Genomic DNA, 23591 nt, shown 5'->3' on the forward strand with positions numbered 1-23591 from the left:
TCAGCACCTCGTGAGGGGAGTTGTTGTTGTGGGAGTTGTCGTTGTGGAACTTGTGGCTAATGGAGCTGCATCGTTAAGCGCCAACAGCTCGCCGAGGCGCCGACGCACCGCGACAGCGTCGTGAAGAGCCAGTAACTCGGGGAGCTTGGCTGCCAAGACGGCGGTGTCCAGACGGCGCAAAGTAGCCTTCACCGCCGGTATTTGTGCAGGCTCTACTGAGAGTTCATCGACACCCAGGGCCACTAGCAAAGGAGCGGCCAGTTCGTCACTGGCAGCACTGCCACATACGCCGACCGAGCAACGCCCCTCAGCGCCATCGACCGTCGCTTGGATCAGACGCAGTACCGCCGGGTGGAGTACATCAGCCCGGCTGGCAAGCGCTGGATCTTCACGATCCATGGCGAGGGTGTACTGGGTTAAGTCGTTGGTGCCAATGGAGAGGAAATCGGCCTCGTCGGCAAGACTGGCAGCGCAGAGTGCGGCGCTGGGCACTTCGATCATGGCCCCTAAACGCGGCCGTTCACTCAGCCCTAACTCAACGGCCAGCGTCTCTAAACGCTGGCGCACTTCGCGTAGTTCGGAGGCCTCGCTCACCATAGGCAGCATGATATGCAGCGCTTTCAACGGGGTAACACCCAGTAACGCTCTTAGCTGTGTCTCCAAAAGCTTGGGCTGGCTTTGCCAAAGGCGCACACCGCGTACTCCCAACGCTGGATTAGGCACATTTGGCAAACGCAGATAAGGAAGCTGCTTGTCGGCGCCAATATCCAGCGTGCGAATAATCACTGGTTTACCGTCTAAAGCCTTTAGAGCGGCTTGATACTCTTTACGCTGAAATTCCTCGTCCGGGGCGCTATCTCGCTCTAGGAACAGAAACTCGCTGCGTAGTAGGCCTACGCCATCAGCGCCTGATGCTGCCGCTAGGCGCGCCTCCTCGGCGCCACCAATATTAGCGCGCACCTCAACAGTACGTCCGTCTAAGGTAATGGCTGGCTCATGAGCTGCGGCCCGCGCCGTTTCGGCTTGCTGTCGGCGAACCTCAACCCGGTCAGCCATCTCGGCCTGTTGTATCGGCGTTGGCTTCAGCGCCAAGCAGCCGTTCTCGGCATCTAGAATGACGCTTTCAAGGGAGGCCTCATGAGCTGCTTCCAATAGCCCCTGCCCCATGGCCACTAGACAAGGGATACTCCGTGCCCGCGCCAGAATAGCCACATGAGAAGTGGTGCCACCGCCAGCAAGACAAAGCCCAGCGGGGTGCTGGTCAGCCACGGCCACCAATTCCGAAGGGGTTAAATCCTCCGCCACCAAGACGGCGCCTTCAGGCAGCTCAGGAGCTGCCTCTTGATGGTCGTTACTCAGCGCCGCCATCACACGTCGTTGCAGGTCACGCAGATCCGCGACGCGGGCGGCCATCAAGTCATTACCGCTAGCGACAAGCCGCTCGGCTTCAACGTCTAACGCCTCGCGCCAAGCTTGGCCAGCACTGCGGCCATCACCAATACGCGCCTCTGCCGCTGCTTCTAGGTTCGGGTCTTCCAACCAGGCGCCATGGGCGGCGAAGATTTCCGCCTCCGCGACCTGCCCTTGACGTGTTGCCTGCGCCTCTGCCTTTGCTAAGTCTTCGCCGATACGGTTCAGCGCCTGTTTAAGGCGGGGGGACTCTACGCTTTCACCTTCCCCGTCATAAGGCACGCTAGGCAGTGGCGGTCGGTAAACTATCAGCGGGCCAGTCGCCAAGCCCTGACTGGCGATCAAACCGGCCAGCTCTCCTGCTCCAAGTTCTTTCTCAAGCTCTTTCTCAAGTGCTTGGGTCGGTACCGCCGGGGTTGTGCCAGCAGCGTGCTCCTCGGCTTCGGGAGTAGTCAGCAACGCTTCAGCAGCGTCCAAAGCGACTTCCCCCCGAGCTCCCTGGGCAATCAGACGCAAAGGGCTGCCTGCGACTAAGCCAAGGTTCATTAGCGCACTTAAGCTTTCAGCATTCGCGCTAGCACCTTCTGCCGCTGGTTCACGGTGCACTTCCAAATTAACATCGTGCTCCCGTGCGATGGCTCTTAGCCGCGCCGCAGGACGGGCATGCAGCCCTGCCGCGAGAGCAAGCGTTATGCAACGCTCCACTAACGGGCCTTTGGTCGTTGCGGCTTCGCCCTGCTCCGCTGAGGTGCGCGTAAGCACCATCAGCGTTTCGCCTAGGGCAACTCGCTCCCCCTTCGCATAGCGAAGCGGCAATAGGCGCCAGCCAGCGGTTTCGGTGACCACTATGGGCGTGATCAGCGCAGAGGCGCCTAGCGCCAATACATCGGCGTCAAAACGGCACAGCGGCTCACCGGCGCGGACTTGGTCACCCACCGTCACCAATAGTTCGATGCCCCGGCCCTGTAATTCAACCGTGTCCAGTCCCAGGTGAATCAGCAGCTCTAAGCCAGCGTCGGTTCGTAAAGTCAGGGCGTGGCGAGTGCGGGCACATTGCACTACCTCTCCGTCGCAGGGAGCATGCAGGCACTCGCCGAGGGGGTCGAGGGCAATGCCCTCGCCTAGCGCTAAGCCAGCGAAAACAGGGTCAGGCACCTCGTTGAGGGGGATCACCACCCCCTCTACGGGGGCCAGTAGGGTTAGGGTTTGACTTGCATCGGACATGGGAAGACTCCCGCTTTGTCTTTGTTATTAGCTATCAGCTATCAGCTATCAGCTATTAAAGGGTGCAGGTGACCTTGTTAAGGTGCCGGGGTCGATCCGGGTCACTACCCCGGGCCGCCGCTAGGGCTGCCACCATGACGTAGAAGCTTTGGATGACGGACAGCGGCTGCAGGTCGTCGTGGCCCGCGTCCACCAACGTTAGTTGGCGTTTAGCCACGCTCGCATCAGCCGCCAGTAATACCTGCGCCCCGACGCCCTCTAGCCATTCGGCCAGCGTTAGCAATCCGGCCTGCTCCGGGCCGGGCGGCGCGAGTACCAGCACTGGGTAGCCAGGGCCTATCAATGCCATCGGGCCATGGCGAACTTCTGCTCCGCTAAAGGCCTCGGCCTGAATGGCACAGGKCTCTTTGAATTTAAGCGCCGCTTCTTGGGCAACCGCCAGCCCGGCCCCCCGGCCAATGACCATCATCCTGTCGGCTGTCTGAAATGCCTCTACCGCAGGCGTCCAATCTTGCTCAAGCGCTTTTTCCAGGCGCTCTGGCAATCCCTCCAGGGCGGTTAATAAGCTGCGATCCTCGCTCCAGTGACCCAGTAGTTGAGCCATGGCAGAGAGGGTCGCTAGGTAACTTTTGGTGGCCGCAACGCTCTTTTCTTCCCCGGCATGGAGAGGGATCTCAGTGTCACTGACTGCACCCAGCGGCGACCCCGCCGTATTGAGCAGCGCCAACGTATGGGCACCGCCGGTCGCTAACGCCTGCTGGGTAGCAATCAAATCAGGGCTCTGCCCTGACTGGGAGACCGCCAGGGCCAGATGGCCACTAGCCCGCCAAGGGGCCTTGGCCAGTGTCGTCAATGAAGGCGGCAGCGAAGCCACCGGTAGGCCGCGTTGCTTCATGCACAAGTAGGCAAAGTAACTAGCGGCATGGTCGGAGCTCCCGCGGGCCACGGTTACCGCTGAAACCGGCGGCGACTGACGCAGTTGCTGGCCCAAATCAGCCATCATGGGTGCATTTCGCCGCAGTTGACTCCGGATAATTTCCGGAGCGCTGCGGGCTTCATCGAGCATCAGGGACATCAGGCATCTCCGTGGATAAAGCGGCCCTCTACGAAGACCGCTTGAAGTTGGAGTTGAGGGTCAAGAACAACCAGATCAGCCACTGCGCCTTCCGCAAGGCGACCAATATCGCCAAGCCCCAGAAAATCAGCGGGAATGCGGGATAGGCGGTCAGAAGCCTCAGCCAGCGAAAGTCCGAGGCTTACGAAGTTACGCAGCGCTTGATCCATGGTCAGCGTGCTACCGGCCAAGGTGCCATCGGCCAAACGTACCCCACCTAAGCATTTGGTGACGGTCTGCTCACCCAGGCGGTAATCGCCGTCAGGCATGCCAGCAGCAGCGGTGGAATCAGTCACCGCATAGAGATTAGGGATGCAGCGCAAGGCAGTAAGGATGGCGCCAGGGTGGACATGCAGCAGGTCGGGAATCAGCTCGGCATACTGGGCATGGGCCAACGCGGCTCCGACCATACCTGGCTTACGGTGGTGCAGGCCGGTCATGGCATTGAATAGGTGGGTGAATCCGCAGGCACCATGAGCCAGAGCCTCGACCCCTTCTTCATAGCTGCCTAGGGTATGCCCCAACTGCACCCGCACGCCTCGATCGCTAAGGTGGCGAATCAGTGCCATATGACCGGAGAGTTCTGGAGCGAGGGTAATCAAGTGAATCGGCGCCAGATTACAAAGCTCGTCTAGCTCCTCGATCAACCCAGTCCGGGCATAGGATGGCTGGGCACCTAACTTACCAGGGTTGATATAAGGCCCTTCCAGATGCACGCCCAGTACTTTGGCTGCCAGAGGTGCGGGTGCCTGCATATAAGCTGCGATATCCCGTAGTGTCCTTCTGATGTGGTCGTCTGGCGCAGTCATGGTAGTGGCAAGCAGCCGAGTGGTTCCGAAGCGAACATGGGTGCGGGCCAAGGTAGCCAGTGCCTCGCCTCCCTCCATAACATCAGCGCCACCGCCACCATGCACATGTAAATCGATAAAGCCGGGGAGTATGCGAGGATGATCATTGGAATCAGGGTCTACCGGCTCGCCGCTGATACGCTTGATACGCTCCCCCTCCCAGTGAATCTCGCCCAGGCGCCAGCCCTCGGCGGTCAGGATATTGCCAAATTGCATAACGTTTCCTAGCGAGTCAGTTCGACCATAAAGTCGTAGTAATCGGTGCGGCAGTAAGTCACCGTAAGCTCTGCTGGCGTGCCATCGGCCAGATACCCTAGCCGAGTGATCTTAAGCAACGCCTGCCCCTCGGGCACTTCGGCGAGCACCGCTAGCTCTGCGTCAGCGTTGATGGCGGTGACATGCTGCAGGGCTCGAGCCATTGACTTACCGCTGGCTTCCAGTACCGCATAGAGAGACGTTTCTACTGATTGAGGATCGGGCAGCACCGATACAGGTAGGCAGCTATCCTCTACCGCCATCACCACCTCATCAGCCAAACGTAAACGCTTAAGGCGCGCCACCTGGGCATCGGCACCCAAGCCAAGACGCATACTCTCTTCCGCGTTGGGAGTTGCCAGCCTGCGCTCTAACCATTGAGAACTTGGCGTAAAACCACGCTGAGTCAGTAGCTCGGTGAAACTCACCAATCGGGTTAACGACTGATTAAGTCTCGGCGTGATGAAGGTGCCAGAACCACGGCTACGGCGAATGAGCCCCAGCTCAGCCAAACAATCCAAAGCCTTGCGCGCGGTAATACGCGAGACATTGAGGGTATCGGCCAAGCTCCGCTCTGAAGGCAGCGCCTCGCCGGTCTCCCAAGCGCCTGTCTCGATGGCATGCTCCAACTGACGGGCTAACTGCTGGTAGAGCGGTGTCGCTCCCTGCGGGTCAAGGCGCAGGTGGGTAAAGCGTGGATCCATGGATATCTCCGTACGACAAACAATACCAATTGAATACCAATATAGACATAATTCAATACCAATCAAGTGCCAATTAACAACTACCACAACCGAATAGCCCCACTCCACTCTGCCCACAGGGTAATTACCCAGCTAACAGGGAAGATGTAGGTTATTGATAAATCGAGAACAAAAAGAACTTCACATAGCGACAATTGGCGCAGCCTGCGGGAATCCGTATAGTGGCACCCTAACTCTCGCCAACTGATTGAGCTCATGCTTCAGAACAACGCCATGCTTGCCCAGCTCAAGCAACAGATTCGTCAAACCACCCCCCGTGCTGAAGGGGTGATCAAAGCCACCGACAAAGGTTTCGGGTTTCTCGAAACCGACGACGGTGAATCCTATTTCGTGCCGCCGCCCGCCATGAAGCAGGTGATTCACGGTGATCGCGTGGAAGGTGTGATTCACGAGAACGGTGACAAAAAGTCCATTGAGCCGGAAAAGCTGATTGAAGCGGGTCTTGATCGGTTTGTCGCCCGGGTGCAGAAGCGCGAAGGTCGCCTATCTGTCGTCCCCGACCATCCGTCGATTAAAAATATTATCAAGGCGCGGATAAAGAACAGCCTTGATGAAGAGAGCATTGCTGATGGCGATTGGATCGTCGCTCGGCTGGTACGTCATCCGCTAAAAGCCGACGACCGCGCCTTCTTTGCCCAGATTGATGAGCTGGTGGCTAAAAGCGACGACCCTGCGGTGCCGTGGCGCGTTACGCTGGCACGCCATGCGCTGGAACAAGAGTGCCCCGACGCGGGCACCGACTGGCCGCTGATGGATGAAGGTCTGACCCGCGAAGACCTGACCGCTACGCCCTTCTTCACCATTGATGGTGAGAAGACCCGCGATATGGACGATGCGCTGCACGTGGCCACCCGCGCTGAAGGCGGCTGGCAGTTGAGTGTCGCGATTGCCGACCCCACTGCTTACGTGGAAGAGGGCCATGCGGCTGATTTAGAAGCCCGCACGCGCGCCTTTACCGTTTACCTGCCTGGCCAGAACGTCACTATGCTGCCAGAGCAGTTGGCAGATGATCTCTGCTCGCTGTGGGAAGGTAAGGATCGCCCCGCGCTGGCCTGTACGCTGGATATCAATGCCGACGGCAGCATGGGCGAGTATCGCTTTTTTGCGGCCAACGTTAAGTCTCACGCCAAGCTCGTTTACGACAACGTCTCCGACTGGATCGAAGGCCAAGGCGATTGGGCGCCCGCAGATGATATTGCCGAGCAGCTCACCGCGCTGCGTGATTTGACCGAGGCACGTACTGCTTGGCGTAACGAACACGCGCTGGTGTTTAAAGACCGCCCCGACTATGTGTTCGATCTCGATCCTGCCGGTAATGTCTTGGCGGTGCGCACCGAAGAGCGCCGGATTGCTAACCGCATGATCGAAGAGTCGATGATTGTGGCCAACGCCTGCTGCGCGGACTTCCTGGCCCAGCATATCGGCCACGGTATCTTTAACGTGCACCGTGCGTTCGAGCCGGAAAAAGCCGAAGCCGCCCAGGAGTTCCTGGCAGGTCAGGAAATTGTGGTCGAGCGTGAGGCGTTGACTGAGCTTGCCCGCTACACCGAGCTTAAGCGTGCGCTGGAAAGCCGCGATGACGCTTGGCTGGATGCGCGTCTGCGCCGTTTCCAGGGCTTCACCATGATGTCCGCACAGCCCGGCCCGCACTTTGGTTTAGGCTTGGCTGCCTACGCTACCTGGACATCGCCGATTCGTAAGTATGGCGATATGGTCAACCACCGCTTGATCAAGCGCGTGTTGAAAGGCGAACAGGCGCCCGCCGAGGCTACCCAGCAGCTCACCGAGCAGCTGACTGAGCGTCGCCGCCTGAACCGTATGGCCGAACGTGATGTGAAAGATTGGCTCTACGTGCGTTACCTGACCCCCTCAGCGCAGAACCAGGACACCTTTGAGGCCGAGATCATGGCCATCAACCGTGGTGGTATGCGCGTTCGTCTGCTGGAAAATGGCGCGACGGCGTTTGTACCTGCTCCCTTGATGCACAGTGACCGCAGCAAAGTGGTCATTGATGATAAAGAGGGGCGTATTCAGATCGAGGGCGAAGAGCGTTATAAGCTTGGCGATCCGCTGCGCGTAGTGCTCACCGAAGCTCGCGAAGAGACTCGCTCGCTGGTGGCAAAGCCAGCTGATTGATAAGTCATCACTAGCTAGGTATTACCCAAAGGGGCAGCGATCACGCTGCCCCTTTTTTAGTGTGTGTTTGGTTGATACCTGGATTCGCTGCTAGTTATTCGCCAATAACTAAAAAAGTGCTTCGTTTCGCTCACTGATTAAGGGCCAGCTAGCATCTTTTTCAGATACCACTGTGTGTGGAATCGGCCACTCAATTGCGAGACGTTCATCGTTATAGCGCAAACCACTTTCAGACTCAGGATGATAGGCCGCCGAGACCAGATAGCTGACTTCAACATCGTCGGTCAGTGTCTGAAAGGAGTGCGCAAAGCCTGGCGGGACATAAAGCTGATGCCGGTTTGCAGCGGTTAATTCAAACAACTGATGCTGCAAGTAGGTTTCCGACTCTTCACGGATATCCACGATGACATCGACAATCGCGCCTCGAATGCAGCGCACCAGTTTGGCTTCGGCATGGGGCTGGCGCTGATAATGCAATCCCCTTAAGGTGCCTCGCTGAGCAGAAAAGGAGGTATTCTGCTGCACAAAATCACTCAGCAGGCCATGGCGCTCAAACTCCGCACGGCACATGGTGCGGGCAAAAAAACCGCGTTCATCACCATGTGGTTCAAGCTCTATCAGGCGGGCATCCTTGAGGTTCGTTTGATGAAAATGCATGTCTTACTCCGTGAAAGTGGCAGCAACGACCGACATCGGCTCCAGGGCAAACATAGCTTCCTGTTCAGCATATAGACGGKCGATCAGCCGCCCGGGCGGTATACGCACATCATCAAAGGTTAGCGCCGCATCCTTTTCCACATGCCTCACTACCTGACAGCCTAGCGCTAGCCCGATAGGCAACAGCCGTTCCCTGCGTATTACCTCAATGTTTTCCGCCACACCATAGACTTCAAAACCGCCGAGTTCTTCTATTGTTTCCCCCTCTCGCAACGCTTTTTTGGCTATGGCGATAACGCCCACCCTCGGGCCCTCTAAGGGGGATAACACTGGATCACGGAAAAGCACGGCACGGGCAACGGACGTGGGCACTTCGAAATGGCAAAGGTGGTAGGGCGTTGTGAAGCAGTAATATGGCCCCTCGCCCAACTTGTAGAGTTCGAGATAGTGGCGCTGGCGGGGGCTATCAATTGTCCCGAGCACAAATACGCCCGGCCCTGGCTGCGCTCCAACAACATAATCAACCAAACCCGGTTCCTCTGGGTTCAAGTAGGGCTCAAATGCCGACACCGCCTGTTCGATGGGCAGTAAAGGGCCACCGGCTACGCCACCGGAGAAATCAGGGCCCAACATACCGCGTTGCGCCACTTGCATACCGGTTCCATTGGCGACGATCGCCTGTTCGAACGATATCTTGGTGCCATCAGCAAAAGAGGCCACCATTGCCGGCTTTTGCCCCCAGCGTTTGGCAAAGCTTTCCTGGGTAGCCGGATTGCGATAAGGGTCATGCAAGCCTTTAATGTTGCCACACAGCACAGGCTTAATGCCTAGCCCGGCGACAAACCGATAGAGGTTCATCTGCACGCCAGGCTGGTCGCCATCGGCAAAGCTATAGACAACCCCCATCTGATCAGCTTTCACTTTCAAGATAGGGCCGATCGTGCCGTCGAGTTCCGCATTCATTTGGATGACGTCTTTACCACTCTCCAGCGCCGCCAGAACAGCATGTGCCGCGAACTCCAACGACCCGGTGACTTCAATGATCGCATCCAACCCTTCAGCCCTCGCCAGTGCCACAGCATCTTCGGTGACCGCCGGTCGCCCAGCCGCAATCGCCGCTTCCAGTTGCTGCTGGGTGTCACAAGCGACTGGCTCAATCCCGATTTGCTGGAAGACCTTGACCGCGGCAGCCATATGGCGATTGGCAACGGCACAAAGGCGCATTCCGGGCGTCGCGGTCATAATTTGCAGAGCGATACCACCCGCTTGAAACCCCGCCCCTATAATCCCCACACGAATGGGATTACCCTGCGCCTCTCGTTTGGCAAGCGCTGTATCAACAATAATCATTGTTGGTTCATTCCTTCCAAAGCTTCCAGGGGGCGCCTTCTGCCCAGGCGGTCTCAAGCACCATTCTGTCTCTCAGCGTATCCATACTTTGCCAGTAACCGTTATGATGGAAGTAGCCTAATTTCCCCATCTCAATCATCCGGTTCATGGGCCCGTTTTCCCATACGGTCTGGCTATCATCGATCGTCTCAAACACTTCCGGATGACAGACGAAGAAGCCGCCATTGATAAGCCCTCCATCGATTTCGCCCTTTTCACGGAAGCCCTCTACCTGGCTATTGCCCTCTTTCAAGCGTAGCGCGCCATAGCGGCCCGGCTGCGTTACTGCCGTCAGTGTGCACCAATTATTCGAGGCCAGATGTGAGTCGATCAGTGCATTAATATTCAGATCACTTAACCCATCACCATAGGTCAAACAAAAAGGTTCATCTGCCAGGTAAGACATAGCCTTTTTGAGACGTCCACCGGTCATGGCATCGGCGCCTGTATCCAGCACGGTGATTTTCCAATCATCGTTAACACTCTGCAGCCAGTCGACGTTGCCTGTCTTCAGATCTATGGTGTAATCGGTTCGATTACCGCGATAATTGAGGAAATAGTCGCGAATGTACTCCACCTTATAGCCACCCAGGACGATAAACTCCTTTAAGCCATGATGGGCGTACATCTTCATGATATGCCAAAGGATAGGCCGACCACCTACTTCCACCATGGGCTTGGGGCGAATGGCGGTTTCTTCACTTAAGCGCGTTCCAAACCCTCCTGCGAAAATTGCGACTTTCATAGTCAAGCCTCCGTTTCAGGCCTCAAGGTTAACGTGGGTAGTGGCAGGCAAAGCACCCGGAGTGACTGCATCACAAATTTTCCAGCGTAGGCTTTCAGATAGCCGTTCCGCAGCGATATGGGCCTGTAGCGCATGCAGACGCATATAGCGCGAGGCGCGGAACTGGGTATCCGAGAACTCCATGCTTTTGAGCCCATTGATCAACCCCATGATCGAATCGAGAAGTGTCATCTGGGGTTGGTACTCGGGTGCCAATTTTGCAAACAGGCTGAAATCCACTTGGTAGGAACGGCTGTCCGCCGGGGCTTGGGTATTGATACTCAGCGTGGTACCGGGGATTGCCTGGGCAACCGCCGCGGCTAAGTCTCGCACTTGATGATTGCGTGCATTCGAGCCGGTGTTGATATTGAGTATGCGTCCGCCATTTTCAGGCTTGCGCTGTATTGCCCAGTCGACAGCGCGGGCCATATCAGAAACGTCGATCAAGGGCCGCCAGGGTGATCCATCGCTAAGCACGCTAATATGCTGCTGACTCAGGGCACCGGCAACAAAATCATTGAGCACCAAATCGAGCCGTAAACGTTCTGACATTCCGCAGGCAGTCGCAAAGCGCAAGCTAGTAATCACCATGTCGCCCTCGATGCCGGCTAACGCTTTTTCAGCCGCTATTTTCGAACAGGCATAAGCGGTAACGGGTGCCACGGGATCCACTTCACTACGCGGTGCCCCCAGAGCGACACCATAAATMCTGCAGCTTGAGGCAAAAACGAAGTTTTTTACCCCCGCCTGAGCCGCTGCCATGGCAATATCAAACGTCGCCTGGTGATTGACCTCATCTGTCACTACGGCAAAACGGTCTCCCATAGGGTCATTGGAAATCGCTGCCAGTTGAACCACTGCCGTATAGCCTGCAAAAAAATCATCCGGAATATCTCGCACATCCCCCATAAACTGTTGGTCGAGATAACGCTCGGGAAACAGTTCGGCCCCCGTCAAACAGTGTGCGAAGTAGGCAGTGTCGTACCCATGAAGAGTGGCGGCTGGGTGACGTAAAGCTAACTCCCGCACCACAACGGAGCCAAMATAACCCATATTCCCCACAATTAAGATTTTCAAAACACCACCTCATCAATAATTATTATCACTATAAAACTGGTTATTTCTCCGAATAAAACATTAGAACTCTGTTACTACTAATAACCAGCTTTCTTTAAGAGCTATTTCTTACTAGTCACTTATTGATTACCTGTTTATGAATTCCCTATGCACTAATCATTATTCCTCACAAACTATGCCACTAAACACTCACAATTTGAAACAAAAAAAATACCAAAACTTACATTCAAAATAAGAGACGGCTCTTTTACTGTCAAGAGCAAAGGCGGGTTAAAAATCTAGTCTGCGGTACTATTTTTTTCATCCGACAACACGGCAAAAGGAGTGCCTTTTCGGTCACTCCTTCTTTTTTTCAGCTATCGGTTTGATATAGATTCTGACGGCAACCAAGTGGCAGTCGCAATCGAGTAGCACTCAGTTCACGAGGGCTTCCTTACCCAGCAGCTCACCAAGCAGTTGAGGGAGCGTCGGAGTTTATGCCCGTAGTAATTGATAACAAAAAAGGCGTATCCAAGTCGAAGTTGAAGAGCGTATAAGCTTGGGAATAGGTCCGTTTGCTGATGGCCCAGCCTAGCAGTTAAATTTTATTAGGCCGTTACAAAAGCAGCAGCGCACTTGAGACGCCGCTGCTTCTATCAACTTACTAGAATTCTGCTTGTCTTGCTGCCGTGGGTAAGGCCTTGGCAGGTTTGTACTCTGATGCCTTTTGCACGACAGCTTCATCTATCTGAAAGGCAGCTACCAGCTCGCGAAGACGCCCAGCCTGATCTTCCAAGGAAAAGGCTGCATTAGTCGATTGCTGAACCAGGGTGCTGTTTTGCTGAGTAGTAGAATCCATTTCAGTAATAGCCGTATTGATCTGCTCGATACCACTACTTTGCTCCCGAGTGGCAGAAGAGACCTCGACCATCAGCATAGCAAGGCGCTGGATCACCGCTTCCGTCTCACCAATAGTCGCAGCGCCTCGCTCCGCTTGGTCAGAACATAGCTTTATTTTGCTACGCGTATCGTCCAGCATAGTGCGAATCTCACCTGCTGAAGCGGCACTGCGGCTTKCTAACGCACGCACTTCTGTTGCCACCACCGCAAACCCACGGCCTTTATCACCAGCACGCGCCGCTTCAACGGAGGCGTTTAAAGCCAGGATATTAGTTTGAAATGCAATCGTATCGATGGCCTCAACGATCTTATCCATGCTAAGCGATGCGGCTGTCACTTCGCGCATTAATTCCMCACTTCGGGAAACTTCTTCGCCACTGCTTTGCATCTGTTGCGAAGCATTATGGGCCAGCGTATCAGCCTCTTTGGTTGAATCGCTATTCTGACGAACCGTTGCCGTCATCTCCTCCATACTAGAAGCCGTTTCCTGCAAGGCAGCTGCCTGCTGCTCAGTGCGAGCGGCGAGCTCCTGCCCACCTTGGGCAATCTCATTGGCTCCGTTCAAGACATTCTCACTGGAGTCACGTAGTGATGCGACCAGAGTAGTGAGCGCTTTACTCATTTCGGCCATGGAGGTTAATAACTGAGCCGTTTCATCACGCCCTGTGGCTACGATATCGTGTCGCAGATCTCCTTCCGCTACGCGCTGGGCAACCTCAACGGCCCGCCGCAAAGGCAGAACGATGCTACGCGTAATGGCAATTGCCAGCGCCAGCGCCATCAACAACGCCACCCCCGAAAAAATACAAAGCTGCCAAATAGCCAAACGATACTCAGCATTTATCGCCTCATTAGCCGTCTTGACCCCTTCAGCAGCCACTAGGCTAATTTCATCAGCCAACTCCTCAAGCTGGTAGATACTATCTTTATGCTCACCGAAAGCCAGATTGGCTTGAGAGGTTTCGGTAATACTGCCTAACTCAATTTGGCGATAGACTGACAGAAAACCCTCTTCATACCCCTGGAGGGCGCTTCCTGCCTGTTGGTACAAAGCATTGAGGCTATCTTTATCGGCAATTTGGCTACCCGCCTGGAAAGCGGCCTGTATTTCTTCGATGGTCGCCGCCCAACTTTGCTGATAAGCCGCTACACGATCACGACTGTCAATATTGATGAAGATATCTTTTTCAAAGCGCCGCGCTTGCAATGCCAGACGCTGAATTTCAGCGGCATTGCTTGCTAGAGCTACGTCCGTGTCCAGGGTTTTTTGGGCAGTATCTTTGGTGAAGGTGATGCCCATAATTCCCGCTATTAAAGTGCCCAAAAGAAATAGCGAGACCAAGCCAAAAGCCAGTGCGAGCCGTGTACCGATCTTGAACCGTGAAAGCATTGCCAAATCCTAACAAGTGAAAGAGCTAGGATTTTAGGCAACAAGAATGAAAACTGTAACTCAACCTTTGCAAACTATTGTCAACTTTTATACATAATCAAAGAGTATCTACTATACCAGCGCGTCTCACCTCGCTAACTTACTGACAGACTAGACATAACCTGAGCGGATATCGGCCAGCTCTATGACACTATCTGCCGATGCTGACAGAAGAAACGCAGCATTTCCTTGGTGGCATTGGGGCCTTTCGGGTCGGTATAGCTTCCTTTCGTGCTGCCGCCCGACCAAGCGTGGCCCGCCCCGTGTACCTGCCACTGCTCCAGATGAGTTTCGCCTTTCGCATTATGGTGCGTGGTACAGGTATAGCCGTGGCCATTGGCTACCTTCCCCTTCTCCACTGTCGCCCCTGCTTGATACGACGTGCTGTACTGGGCGGCTACGCGATCCGCATTGCTGGGGTGCACGGTGGTGTCACGATCACCATGAAAGATAATCGCTGGCACATCCGACGCCCATCTAGCTTGTTTGGCGTTGTTACCGCCTCCCAGGGGGCCAGTGCCGCCCTGCATTGCCCCTAAAGCATCGGGAAGACTCTTGGCTACGCCATGGGGCAACCCGGAGTGCACGCCCACCGCGGCAAAGAGATCCGGGTAGGTCATTGCCAGGGTGGTTGCCATGGCAGCGCCGGCCGAGAGCCCTGCCACATAGACACGGGTGGCATCGAGTCCATAGGTGTCGATGATCTGGCGAGTCATGCCAGTCAAAATCGCCGGTTCACCGCCCTCCCGCTGCTGGTCTTCGGCTTTAAACCAGTTCCAGCACTTGGAATTATTGGCGGTCATCGGCTGAGCTGGATAGAGCACACAAAATAGCTGGTCTTCGGCCAGCCGGTTCATACCGGTGCCTGCAGCGAAGTCATCGGGGTTTTGCGTACAGCCATGCAGCATCACCACCAGCGGCAGTGCCTGACCGGTATAGCCGCTAGGGATATACAGTTTGTAATCACGTGCTCCCACATGGTTGGTAAACCGACCAGCAGTGAACGCCCCGGGCTGTGCTTCCTCACTGACACTAGGTGCTTGCTCGGGTTGCGCCATCCCACCGCGAAACTTCATCCACTTATCCCGCCATGCAGCAGGCACCTTAATATCGTTGGGCGTGAATGCTCCGGCTGGCGAATCAGCAGGCTCTGGCTTGGATACAGTTGCTTCTTCGTCGATAACCTCGCAGGCTCCGTCGAAGGTATTGCCMCCTCGATAAGCGTTATCCGGTGTTGCATCACGCCCAGCTTCGGGCACGCTGCCCTGGAGAAGGGCCATGGCCTCGTGAAGTTTCCCTGCACGGGTGAGTCGCGTTGCTTCTTCCATTCGTTTCGTCACAGTGGCGTCAATCATGATCAAAGTCCCTATTTAGTGATGCAGTGGTTGCCTGTTGAGTGGCAGGCGCTTCAGTGGATTCGATCCGCCAGAGCGGCTTTAACCGCTTTGCTAGCATTAAGTGCCCCCAATACGACCACCGACTCGATGGTGGCAAGGGCAAGCTCCGGCGTTACATCGTCGGCAATGCTGGCCATACCCAGCACCTGAATCTGCAACATCTCCCCTGCCGACTGCAGGGCCTCTAAATCCGCGCGACTGTAGTGCTCAAGCCCTAGCACAAACGATTTGCGGGTGACGGTCTCTCTCACCACATCAGCATGGTTTGCCAACTGATTGCGGATAGCCGTCCGGATCAGATCGGTTCGGTTGGAGTAAAAACCCTCCTGAACCAGCAGGTCGATCTGCCCCAGATCAACGACCCCCAGATTGATAGTAATCTTCTCGCTAGAGTCGCCGCTCTTGCGGCGCAGTTCGTGCACGCTCATGTGTGAAGCCTCGTTGTGCTCGTCATTGAACATCCCATTGGCACTATAGCATCTAAATAGACTCCACATACCATCCATGTGGATGGTATTTATAATAGTTTAGTCTCATAAATAGTCCAGCGCATCGGTTCAAGTGTCGTCGAACTGACTTATTTCTCCTTTATGGTGAAACGATGACACTGGGTAGGACTGGAGGTTAGCTTGCACATTGCCGATGTGACGATGTTTCATGCCCCCGCCAGCGGCGGCGTGCGTACTTATTTGCAGGCCAAACACCGCGTTTTTTCGCGCATTCCACAGCTGCGTACCAGCCTGCTTGTGCCGGGGGCGGAGCGCGATAGCCTCGGCGATCACCACACCTTACCGGCACTACATCTGCCCTTGGGTCAGGGCTACCGTTTTCCGCTGCGTGGGTCGCCCTGGCGAGATACCTTGATTGATCTAAAGCCTGATCTTATTGAGGCTGGCGACCCGTATGTAACGGCGTGGGCAGCGCTGGCCGCGGGTCAGCGCCTTGGCGTGCCAGTGGTAGGCTTCTATCACTCCGACCTTCCACGCTTGATGGGTGACCGCTTTGGGCACTACGTTGAAAAGCGCTTAACACGCTATGTCACTGAGCTTTATAGCCAGTTCGATAGCGTGCTAGCGCCCTGTCATGCTATGGCGAACCGGCTTCGGGATTGGGGCGTTGATAACGTTCGCGTGCAGTCACTAGGCGTCGATTTGACGCAATTTAATCCCCAGCAGCATGACCCGGCTTTCCGCCAAACCATGGGTATAGCCAACGATAAGAAGCTGCTGATCTTTGTGGGACGTAACTCCCGTGAGAAAAATATTGATGTGCTGCTGGCGACGATGCGCCAGCTAGGTAGCGATTATCATTTGTTGCTGATGGGCCCCGGCATGCCGCATCACGTTCCCAGCAACGTCACCATTGTGGACCGATGTTGTGGCGCCCATGAGGTGGCTAAAGCCCTGGCCAGTAGCGATGCACTGCTGCACGCTGGCACCCGCGAAACCTTCGGTTTAATTGCCCAGGAAGCGATGGCCAGTGGCCTTCCGGTAATAGCAGCCAATGCAGGTGCACTGGCAGAAAATGTGCCGCTGGGGGCGGGTATTTTATGCAAACCGCTTGATCCAACTGCCATGGCTGAGGCGTGTGTGGCACTGTTTAGTAATGACGTGGCCTCCAGCGGGCGCTATGCGCGCCGCCATGTAGAGCGCCATTTCAACTGGGATGGCGTCATGCACTCACTGCTTGAGCACTACCAGTACCTTTGCCACGGCAGTCAACCGTATGCACTCAACCAACACCACTAATCGTCGCCAGCTACTCAAGTGGCGACCCATCCACGGCGTGATGATTGTCTTGGCGCTGAGTGCGCCGCTGGTGCTCACCGCCTGGCTGGGTGGCGCTGAGGCACTGCTGCGCGTCAAACACTTTCCGCTCGGGCTGTTACTATTGATGCTGGTAATGGCCTTTGTGTGCTGGAATCTCAATGCGGCAAGGCTACGTTTGATGCTGGGTGGCCGTGCAGGCAAGCTAGGCCAAGGCGGCGCTCTGGGCATTGAACTGGCGTCTAAATTTGCCCTGTGCGCCACCCCAGGCGGCAGCGGTGGCCCAGTCACCCTACTGATGCTGCTTGCCCAGCGCGGCTTCCCGCCCGCCAAAGGCGCGGCGGTGTTCTTGATCGACCAAGGCTGCGACTTACTGTTCTTCCTGGCGATGCTGAGCGGCCTGGTGCTGTTTTCGCTGCTTAGCGACACCCAATGGCCACATCAATCGTTGGTACAGTGGGCGCTGGCCGGCTTAGCCTTTATGGCAACGTTGGTGATTGTGGTCATGCGCTATTTACCCAGCCTATTACGCTCACCCAGTGTGAACACGCCATGGCCAAGCCGTTATCGGCGGCGCTGGCTAGCACGGCGTTTGTTGCGCTGKCGGCATGCGTTAAAGGTGACGCTTGAGCTGCCGCGCACTACGCTATTCGCGATGCTATTACTGACCACGGCGCATTGGCTGATGCGCTATAGCTTGCTCTATTTGGCAGTGCTAGGGGTGGGCGGTCATGCAGATTGGATGTGGACGTTTCTAACCCAAATGCTGGCCATGGCTGCCAGTCAGTTCAGCTTTCTGCCCGGCGGCGCGGGTGCTGCGGAGGTGGGCGTGGGTGGCCTGTTACTGCCGTTGATGGAACGCGAGCAGGCCGCTGCAGCAGTATTGGTATGGCGGTTGGTCAGCTATCATCTTTATTTGGCGGCAGGCGCACCGCTGTTTATTCTATATAGCTACCGAATGCTACGCCGTTCACCGACGCCATAGCCCTTAATAACATGGCCCTTAATAACATGGCCCCAATAAATAAGGGCGCCCCGAGGGGCGCCCTTATCGCGTGCAGCTAAACGTCAGTGACTTACCAGCCAGTGACTTCTTTCAGCGCATCGCCGATTTCAGCCAAAGAGCGCACAGTTTTAACACCGGCGTCTTCTAGAGCAGCAAACTTCTCGTCAGCGGTGCCTTTACCGCCAGAGATGATCGCGCCCGCGTGGCCCATACGCTTGCCAGGAGGCGCAGTCACACCGGCAATGTAGGAAACCACGGGCTTGGAAACGTTGGCTTTGATGTAAGCTGCCGCTTCTTCTTCAGCTGTACCACCGATTTCACCGATCATAACGATAGCTTCGGTTTTCGGATCCTTCTCGAACATCTCAAGGATGTCGATGAAGTTAGAGCCCGGAATCGGGTCGCCACCGATGCCCACACAGGTAGACTGACCAAAACCGTGATCAGTGGTCTGCTTAACGGCTTCATAGGTCAAGGTACCAGAACGAGATACGATACCTACGCGGCCCGGCTGGTGAATGTGACCCGGCATGATGCCGATTTTGCATTCGCCTGGGGTGATAACACCGGGGCAGTTCGGGCCGATCAGGCGTACGCCTAGCTCGTCACATTTCACTTTTGCTTCGAGCATGTCTAGCGTAGCGATGCCTTCAGTGATGCACACAATCAGCTTGATACCGGCATTGGCCGCTTCAAGGATTGAGTCTTTACAGAACGGCGCCGGTACGTAGATAACGCTGGCTTCCGCGCCGGTTTTCGCTACCGCTTCTTTCACGGTGTTGAAAACGGGCAGACCGAGGTGCTCCTGGCCGCCTTTACCCGGTGTAACACCACCGACCATTTGCGTACCGTAGGCAATCGCCTGCTCGGAGTGGAACGTGCCTTGGCCACCGGTAAAGCCCTGGCAGATGACCTTGGTGTTCTTATCGATCAGGATGCTCATTACTTGCCCTCCGCCGCTTTAACGACCTGCTGAGCCGCGTCGGTCAGACTAGTAGCCGCGATGATGTTCAAACCGCTAGATGCTAGTTTTTCAGCACCCAGTTCGGCGTTGTTACCTTCCAGACGTACGACAACCGGTACATTGACGCCCACTTGCTCAACGGCACCGATAATGCCTTCAGCAATCATGTCGCAACGTACGATACCGCCGAAAATGTTAACCAGTACGGCTTTAACATTGTCATCCGACAGGATGATTTTGAACGCTTCTGCCACGCGCTCCTTGGTGGCGCCGCCGCCAACGTCCAAGAAGTTAGCGGGCTTGCCGCCGCTTAGGTTGACGATGTCCATGGTGCCCATGGCCAAGCCTGCGCCGTTAACCATGCAGCCGATGTTGCCATCAAGTGCGACATAGTTAAGTTCCCACTTCGCCGCATCGGCTTCGCGCTGATCTTCTTGCGAAGGATCACGCATTGCCTGCAGATCAGGGTGACGGTATAGCGCGTTGCTATCCAGACCCAGCTTGGCGTCGAGGCAGTGTAGGTTGCCTTCGTCGGTAATAACCAGCGGGTTGATTTCTAGCAGTGCCAGGTCTTTGTCGTGGAACAGCTGAGACAGGCCTAAGAAAATCTTGGTGAACTGCTTGATCTGGTCGCCTTTCAGGCCCAGAGCAAAGGCTAGCTCACGCGCTTGGTACGGCTGTGCGCCGACAAGCGGATCGATTTCGGCTTTGAGAATCTTTTCCGGGGTCTCTTCCGCAACCGTCTCGATCTCTACACCACCTTCGGTAGAGGCCATGAAGACCACGCGACGGGTAGTACGGTCGACAACGGCACCGAGATACAGCTCGTCGGCGATGTCAGTGCAGGTTTCAACTAGAATCTTGGCAACCGGCTGACCTTTTTCGTCAGTCTGGAAGGTAACCAAGTTCTTGCCCAGCCACTTTTCAGCAAAGGCTTTAGCTTCAGCCGGGTCTTTGATCAGCTTAACGCCACCCGCTTTACCACGGCCACCGGCGTGCACCTGAGCTTTAACCACCCACATGTCACCACCGATTTTTTTGCAAGCCTCTTCGGCTTCTTCGGGAGTGTCGACAGCAAAGCCTTTAGACACTGGTAGACCATAATCGGCAAACAGCTGTTTACCTTGATACTCGTGAAGATTCATCGATTCATGCCATTGGTTGCATGTGACTCGAACGATGATCAGCTTTTTTTAAGAACAGTCTTAAAAGAACTGGCCATCCCCGTTCTTTCGATCTTTGTGGATTAAGACAAAGCCGAAAGTTTGCGCCACCCTTAAAAGGTGGCGCTTCGTTGTTTAACTAAATTACTTACGCTTCTTGCGATTGGCCATATGAATCGCGTGGCCATCTACCGCAAGCGCTGCTTCGTGAACAGCTTCCGACATGGTCGGGTGCGCGTAGCAGGTCAGGGCCAGGTCTTCGGCGCTAGAGCCGAATTCCATGGCAATCACGCCTTGGGCGATCATCTCGCCAGCGTGTTGACCCACGATATGCATACCGAGAATACGGTCAGTTTCCGCATCAGCGATAATTTTGGCACTGCCTTCGGTGGCGTTATTAGCCATCGCGCGACCACTTGCCGCAAACGGGAAGGTGCCGGTTTTGACTTCGATGCCTTTCGCTTTGGCATCTTGCTCGGTCATACCGACCCACGCCACTTCCGGGTAGGTATAGATGACGCTAGGAATAGTGTCGTAGTTCATCTCAGCTTTATGGCCAGCGATAATATCCGCCACCATGATGCCTTCTTCAGATGCTTTGTGCGCCAGCATCGGGCCGCGTACACAGTCACCGATGGCGTAAACGCCCGGCACGTTGGTACGGCACTGGTCGTCGACAAAGATAAAGCCGCGTTCATCCAGCTCAATGCTGACACCGTCGGCGATGACACCTTTGGTGTAGGGACGACGACCAACACAGACGATGAGCTTATCAAAGGTCATCTCTTGTTCGCCGTTGGCATCGCTGTACTTCACAACGACTTCTTCGCCTTTGACTTCAGAACCGGTGACGCGAGCGCCCAGTTTGATATCCAGTCCCTGCTTCTTGAGCAGCTTCTGCGTCTCTTTGGCGACTGTGGCGTCTACCATCGGCAGAAAGCCGTCCATTGCTTCAAGCACGGTGACTTCTGAGCCCAGACGGTTCCATACGCTGCCCAGCTCAAGACCGATGATGCCAGCACCAATCACGCCCAAACGCTTGGGTGTTTCGGTGAATTCCAGCGCGCCGGTAGAGTCGACAATCAAGCCTTCGGTCAACGGGGTCGGCGGAATTTCCACCGGTACTGAGCCCGCAGCGATAACGATGTTATCGGCATCATAGGCGGTGGTATTGCCGTCGTTGTCAGTGACCTCAACCTGCTTGCCAGACACCACTTTACCGGTACCTTCGATCGCAGTAACGCCATTGGCCTTAAACAAGCCAGAGATGCCGCCGGTCAAGTTCTTAACGATCTTGTCCTTGCGCGCCATCATCTTGGTAACGTCCATGGAGACGKCGCCGGCCTGAATGCCCATATCGTCGAAATCGTGCTTGGCTTCAACGAACTTGTGGGATGCTTCAAGCAGCGCTTTAGACGGGATACAGCCCACGTTCAAGCAGGTGCCACCGTGGACAACGTTGCCTTCTTTACCGATCCATTTTTCGATACAGGCCGCTTTTAGGCCCATTTGTGCAGCGCGAATGGCGGCGACGTAACCGCCAGGGCCGGCACCGATAACGATCACATCAAACTTATCAGCCATGTTGGCTCCTTTAGCTTGCTGACCTCACGCCGCGATAACTCAAACCGGGCGCGAGGCTGTGTGCAATTGCAGATAAATCCTGGTTAAGCAGTAGCGTACTGAATCATTATTTCATTCAGTACGACGTTGGTGCTTTAGACATCCAGCAACAGACGTGCCGGGTCTTCCAGCAATTCTTTAAGGGTAACCAAGAATTGAACGGCGTCTTTGCCGTCGATCATACGGTGGTCGTAAGAGAGCGCCAGATACATCATCGGGCGAATCTCGACCTTGCCGTTAATTGCCATCGGACGATCCTGGATTTTGTGCATGCCCAGAATGGCGGTTTGCGGCGGGTTGATGATCGGGGTCGACATCAAGGAACCAAAGGTGCCGCCATTGGTGATTGTGAAAGTACCACCAATCATGTCGTCCATGCCCAGCTTACCGTCGCGGCCACGCTTACCGAAATCAACAATCGTACGTTCAACGTCAGCAATTTTCATGCTGTCGGTGTCACGCAGTACCGGCACGACCAGACCACGGTCGGTGGATACAGCAACACCGATATCCTGGTAACCGTGATAGACAATGTCGGTGCCGTCGATAGAGGCGTTCACATCCGGATAACGCTTGAGCGCTTCTGAAKCTGCTTTGACAAAGAAGCCCATAAAGCCCAGCTTGATATCGTGAGCTTTTAGGAACGTCTCTTTGTACTGCGCACGCAGGGCCATGATCTCGGTCATGTCCACTTCGTTGTACGTGGKCAGCATCGCCGCGGTTTGCTGCGCCTGTACCAGGCGCTTGGCGATTGTCTGACGCAGGCGACTCATGGGTACGCGCTTCTCGATGCGCTCACCTTCGGCAGCCGGTGCAGCGGCTGCTTTCGCCGGTGCAGCCGATTTCGCTGCTTTCTTGGCGGAGCCATCTTTGACCGCTTTCTGAACATCTTCTTTCAAGATACGGCCACCTTTGCCGGTGCCCTCTATCTTGGCAACGTCCAGGTCGTGCTCGGCAACCATTTTACGCGCAGCCGGGGCGAGGATCTTGCCGCCCACTTTCTCATCGGCGCCATCGTCATCGCTGCTGCCTGCTTTAGCGGGTGCTGAATCGCCGCCGCTATCGCCACCACTGCTGTCACCACCAGCGCCTTCAGTGAAGGTCGCTAGAATGGCTTCAGATTCCACCTGGCTGCCCTCTTCGGCTTTAATTTCAGCCAGGGCGCCATCGGCCGGCGCCACGACTTCCAACACGACTTTGTCGGTTTCGATATCGGCCAGCACCTCATCGCGCTTGACCGCTTCACCGACTTTTTTGTGCCAGGTAGCCACGGTGCCTTCCTGTATCGACTCAGGGAAGCTGGGGGCTTTTACATCGTGCTGTTTGCCGCCACCGTTACCGCTGCTGGCTGGCTTGTCTTCGGATGGTTTGCTGTCTGCTTCTTCTTTCGGCGCTTCAGAAGCACTTTCTTCTTTCTTGCCGCTGTCGCTAGAAGCACTGCCTTCACCAATCTTGCCTAATACTTGCTCTGACTGAACGGTATCGCCCTCTTCGGCCATTACGTCGGTCAGGGTACCCGCTTCCGGTGCGACAACTTCGAGTACTACTTTGTCGGTTTCGATTTCAACAATCAGCTCGTCACGCTCAACGCTGTCACCCGGCTTTTTATGCCACGCCGCCACTGTGCCTTCGGCAACGGATTCCGGAAAGGTTGGCGCTTTGATCTCAGTAGCCATGTCGTTTCCCTTATGTGTTCTCTAAATCCG

Annotated in this window: 18 protein-coding genes; 3 read left to right on the plus strand and 15 right to left on the minus strand. The window is 55.6% G+C overall.

Annotation, left to right across the window (positions count from 1 at the left end; genetic code table 11):
- Genes ptsP through HALO_RS16860 form a run of 4 tightly spaced genes read right to left on the minus strand, consistent with a single transcriptional unit; the run spans nt 1 to nt 5555 of the window.
- Entirely contained in the window at nt 1–2634 is a 2634-nt protein-coding gene (ptsP, locus tag HALO_RS16845) for a phosphoenolpyruvate--protein phosphotransferase (RefSeq protein ID WP_035577609.1), read from the minus strand.
- A 55-nt stretch (nt 2635–2689) separates the two neighbouring features.
- A complete protein-coding gene (locus HALO_RS16850; RefSeq protein WP_092490860.1) occupies nt 2690–3709 on the minus strand; it encodes an SIS domain-containing protein in 1020 nt (339 codons plus the stop codon).
- The gene (gene nagA, locus HALO_RS16855; RefSeq protein ID WP_035577605.1) at nt 3709–4812 is read right to left on the minus strand and encodes an N-acetylglucosamine-6-phosphate deacetylase; all 1104 of its coding nucleotides are present in this window, start codon (nt 4810–4812) and stop codon (nt 3709–3711) included. Before nagA ends, HALO_RS16850 begins: the two co-directional genes overlap by 1 nt.
- Before the next feature lie 8 nt (nt 4813–4820).
- On the minus strand, nt 4821–5555 hold the full coding sequence (locus tag HALO_RS16860) for a GntR family transcriptional regulator (RefSeq protein WP_035577602.1): 735 nt from the start codon (nt 5553–5555) through the stop codon (nt 4821–4823).
- Nucleotides 5556–5810: 255 nt separating this feature from the next.
- Between HALO_RS16860 and HALO_RS16865 the strand changes: the two genes are divergently transcribed.
- Complete coding sequence (locus HALO_RS16865; protein WP_035577600.1) at nt 5811–7751, plus strand: exoribonuclease II; 1941 nt, start codon at nt 5811–5813, stop codon at nt 7749–7751.
- Nucleotides 7752–7859: 108 nt separating this feature from the next.
- On the opposite strand, the gene rfbC is transcribed toward HALO_RS16865, so the two are convergent.
- From rfbC to HALO_RS16900, 7 genes are all read right to left on the minus strand, one after another.
- The gene (gene rfbC, locus HALO_RS16870; protein ID WP_035577599.1) at nt 7860–8408 is read right to left on the minus strand and encodes a dTDP-4-dehydrorhamnose 3,5-epimerase; all 549 of its coding nucleotides are present in this window, start codon (nt 8406–8408) and stop codon (nt 7860–7862) included.
- A 3-nt stretch (nt 8409–8411) separates the two neighbouring features.
- Nucleotides 8412–9758, minus strand: coding sequence for an NAD(P)H-dependent oxidoreductase (locus HALO_RS16875; RefSeq protein WP_050713726.1), 1347 nt, complete (start codon nt 9756–9758; stop codon nt 8412–8414).
- 7 nt (nt 9759–9765) lie between these two features.
- The gene (gene rfbF / locus HALO_RS16880; RefSeq protein ID WP_035577595.1) at nt 9766–10542 is read right to left on the minus strand and encodes a glucose-1-phosphate cytidylyltransferase; all 777 of its coding nucleotides are present in this window, start codon (nt 10540–10542) and stop codon (nt 9766–9768) included.
- A gap of 15 nt (nt 10543–10557) precedes the next feature.
- Nucleotides 10558–11658, minus strand: a complete 1101-nt coding sequence (locus HALO_RS16885) for an NAD-dependent epimerase/dehydratase family protein (RefSeq protein WP_050713727.1) — start codon at nt 11656–11658, stop codon at nt 10558–10560.
- A gap of 643 nt (nt 11659–12301) precedes the next feature.
- A complete protein-coding gene (locus HALO_RS16890) occupies nt 12302–13927 on the minus strand; it encodes a methyl-accepting chemotaxis protein (protein ID WP_050713728.1) in 1626 nt (541 codons plus the stop codon).
- A gap of 182 nt (nt 13928–14109) precedes the next feature.
- Entirely contained in the window at nt 14110–15321 is a 1212-nt protein-coding gene (locus HALO_RS16895) for an extracellular catalytic domain type 1 short-chain-length polyhydroxyalkanoate depolymerase (protein ID WP_035577590.1), read from the minus strand.
- A 53-nt stretch (nt 15322–15374) separates the two neighbouring features.
- A complete protein-coding gene (locus tag HALO_RS16900) occupies nt 15375–15791 on the minus strand; it encodes a CopG family transcriptional regulator (RefSeq protein WP_035583164.1) in 417 nt (138 codons plus the stop codon).
- Between the two features lie 201 nt (nt 15792–15992).
- On the opposite strand from HALO_RS16900, the gene HALO_RS16905 reads away from it, so the two are divergent.
- Together HALO_RS16905 and HALO_RS16910 are read left to right on the plus strand one after the other, a co-directional pair.
- Nucleotides 15993–17111, plus strand: coding sequence for a glycosyltransferase family 4 protein (locus tag HALO_RS16905; protein WP_035577587.1), 1119 nt, complete (start codon nt 15993–15995; stop codon nt 17109–17111).
- Nucleotides 17089–18114: a lysylphosphatidylglycerol synthase transmembrane domain-containing protein gene (locus tag HALO_RS16910; RefSeq protein WP_050713729.1), complete on the plus strand. Its 1026-nt coding sequence runs from the start codon at nt 17089–17091 to the stop codon at nt 18112–18114. The genes HALO_RS16905 and HALO_RS16910 overlap by 23 nt, the downstream gene beginning before the upstream one ends.
- A 91-nt stretch (nt 18115–18205) precedes the next feature.
- Here the strand turns inward: HALO_RS16910 and sucD are convergent, their stop codons facing one another.
- The 4 genes from sucD to odhB all read right to left on the minus strand — a co-directional run bounded on the left by sucD (nt 18206) and on the right by odhB (nt 23561).
- On the minus strand, nt 18206–19078 hold the full coding sequence (gene sucD, locus HALO_RS16915; protein ID WP_009287300.1) for a succinate--CoA ligase subunit alpha: 873 nt from the start codon (nt 19076–19078) through the stop codon (nt 18206–18208).
- Complete coding sequence (gene sucC, locus HALO_RS16920) at nt 19078–20244, minus strand: ADP-forming succinate--CoA ligase subunit beta (protein WP_035577585.1); 1167 nt, start codon at nt 20242–20244, stop codon at nt 19078–19080. Before sucC ends, sucD begins: the two co-directional genes overlap by 1 nt.
- Before the next feature lie 162 nt (nt 20245–20406).
- Nucleotides 20407–21846 carry a dihydrolipoyl dehydrogenase gene (gene lpdA / locus HALO_RS16925; RefSeq protein WP_050713730.1) on the minus strand — a complete coding sequence of 480 codons (1440 nt, stop codon included), beginning with the start codon at nt 21844–21846 and terminating at the stop codon, nt 20407–20409.
- A gap of 134 nt (nt 21847–21980) precedes the next feature.
- Nucleotides 21981–23561, minus strand: a complete 1581-nt coding sequence (odhB, locus tag HALO_RS16930; RefSeq protein WP_050713731.1) for a 2-oxoglutarate dehydrogenase complex dihydrolipoyllysine-residue succinyltransferase — start codon at nt 23559–23561, stop codon at nt 21981–21983.
- Between the last annotated feature and the right edge of the window lie 30 nt (nt 23562–23591).

The organism is Halomonas sp. R57-5 (assembly GCF_900070345.1).
Taxonomy (GTDB): domain Bacteria; phylum Pseudomonadota; class Gammaproteobacteria; order Pseudomonadales; family Halomonadaceae; genus Vreelandella; species Vreelandella ventosae_B.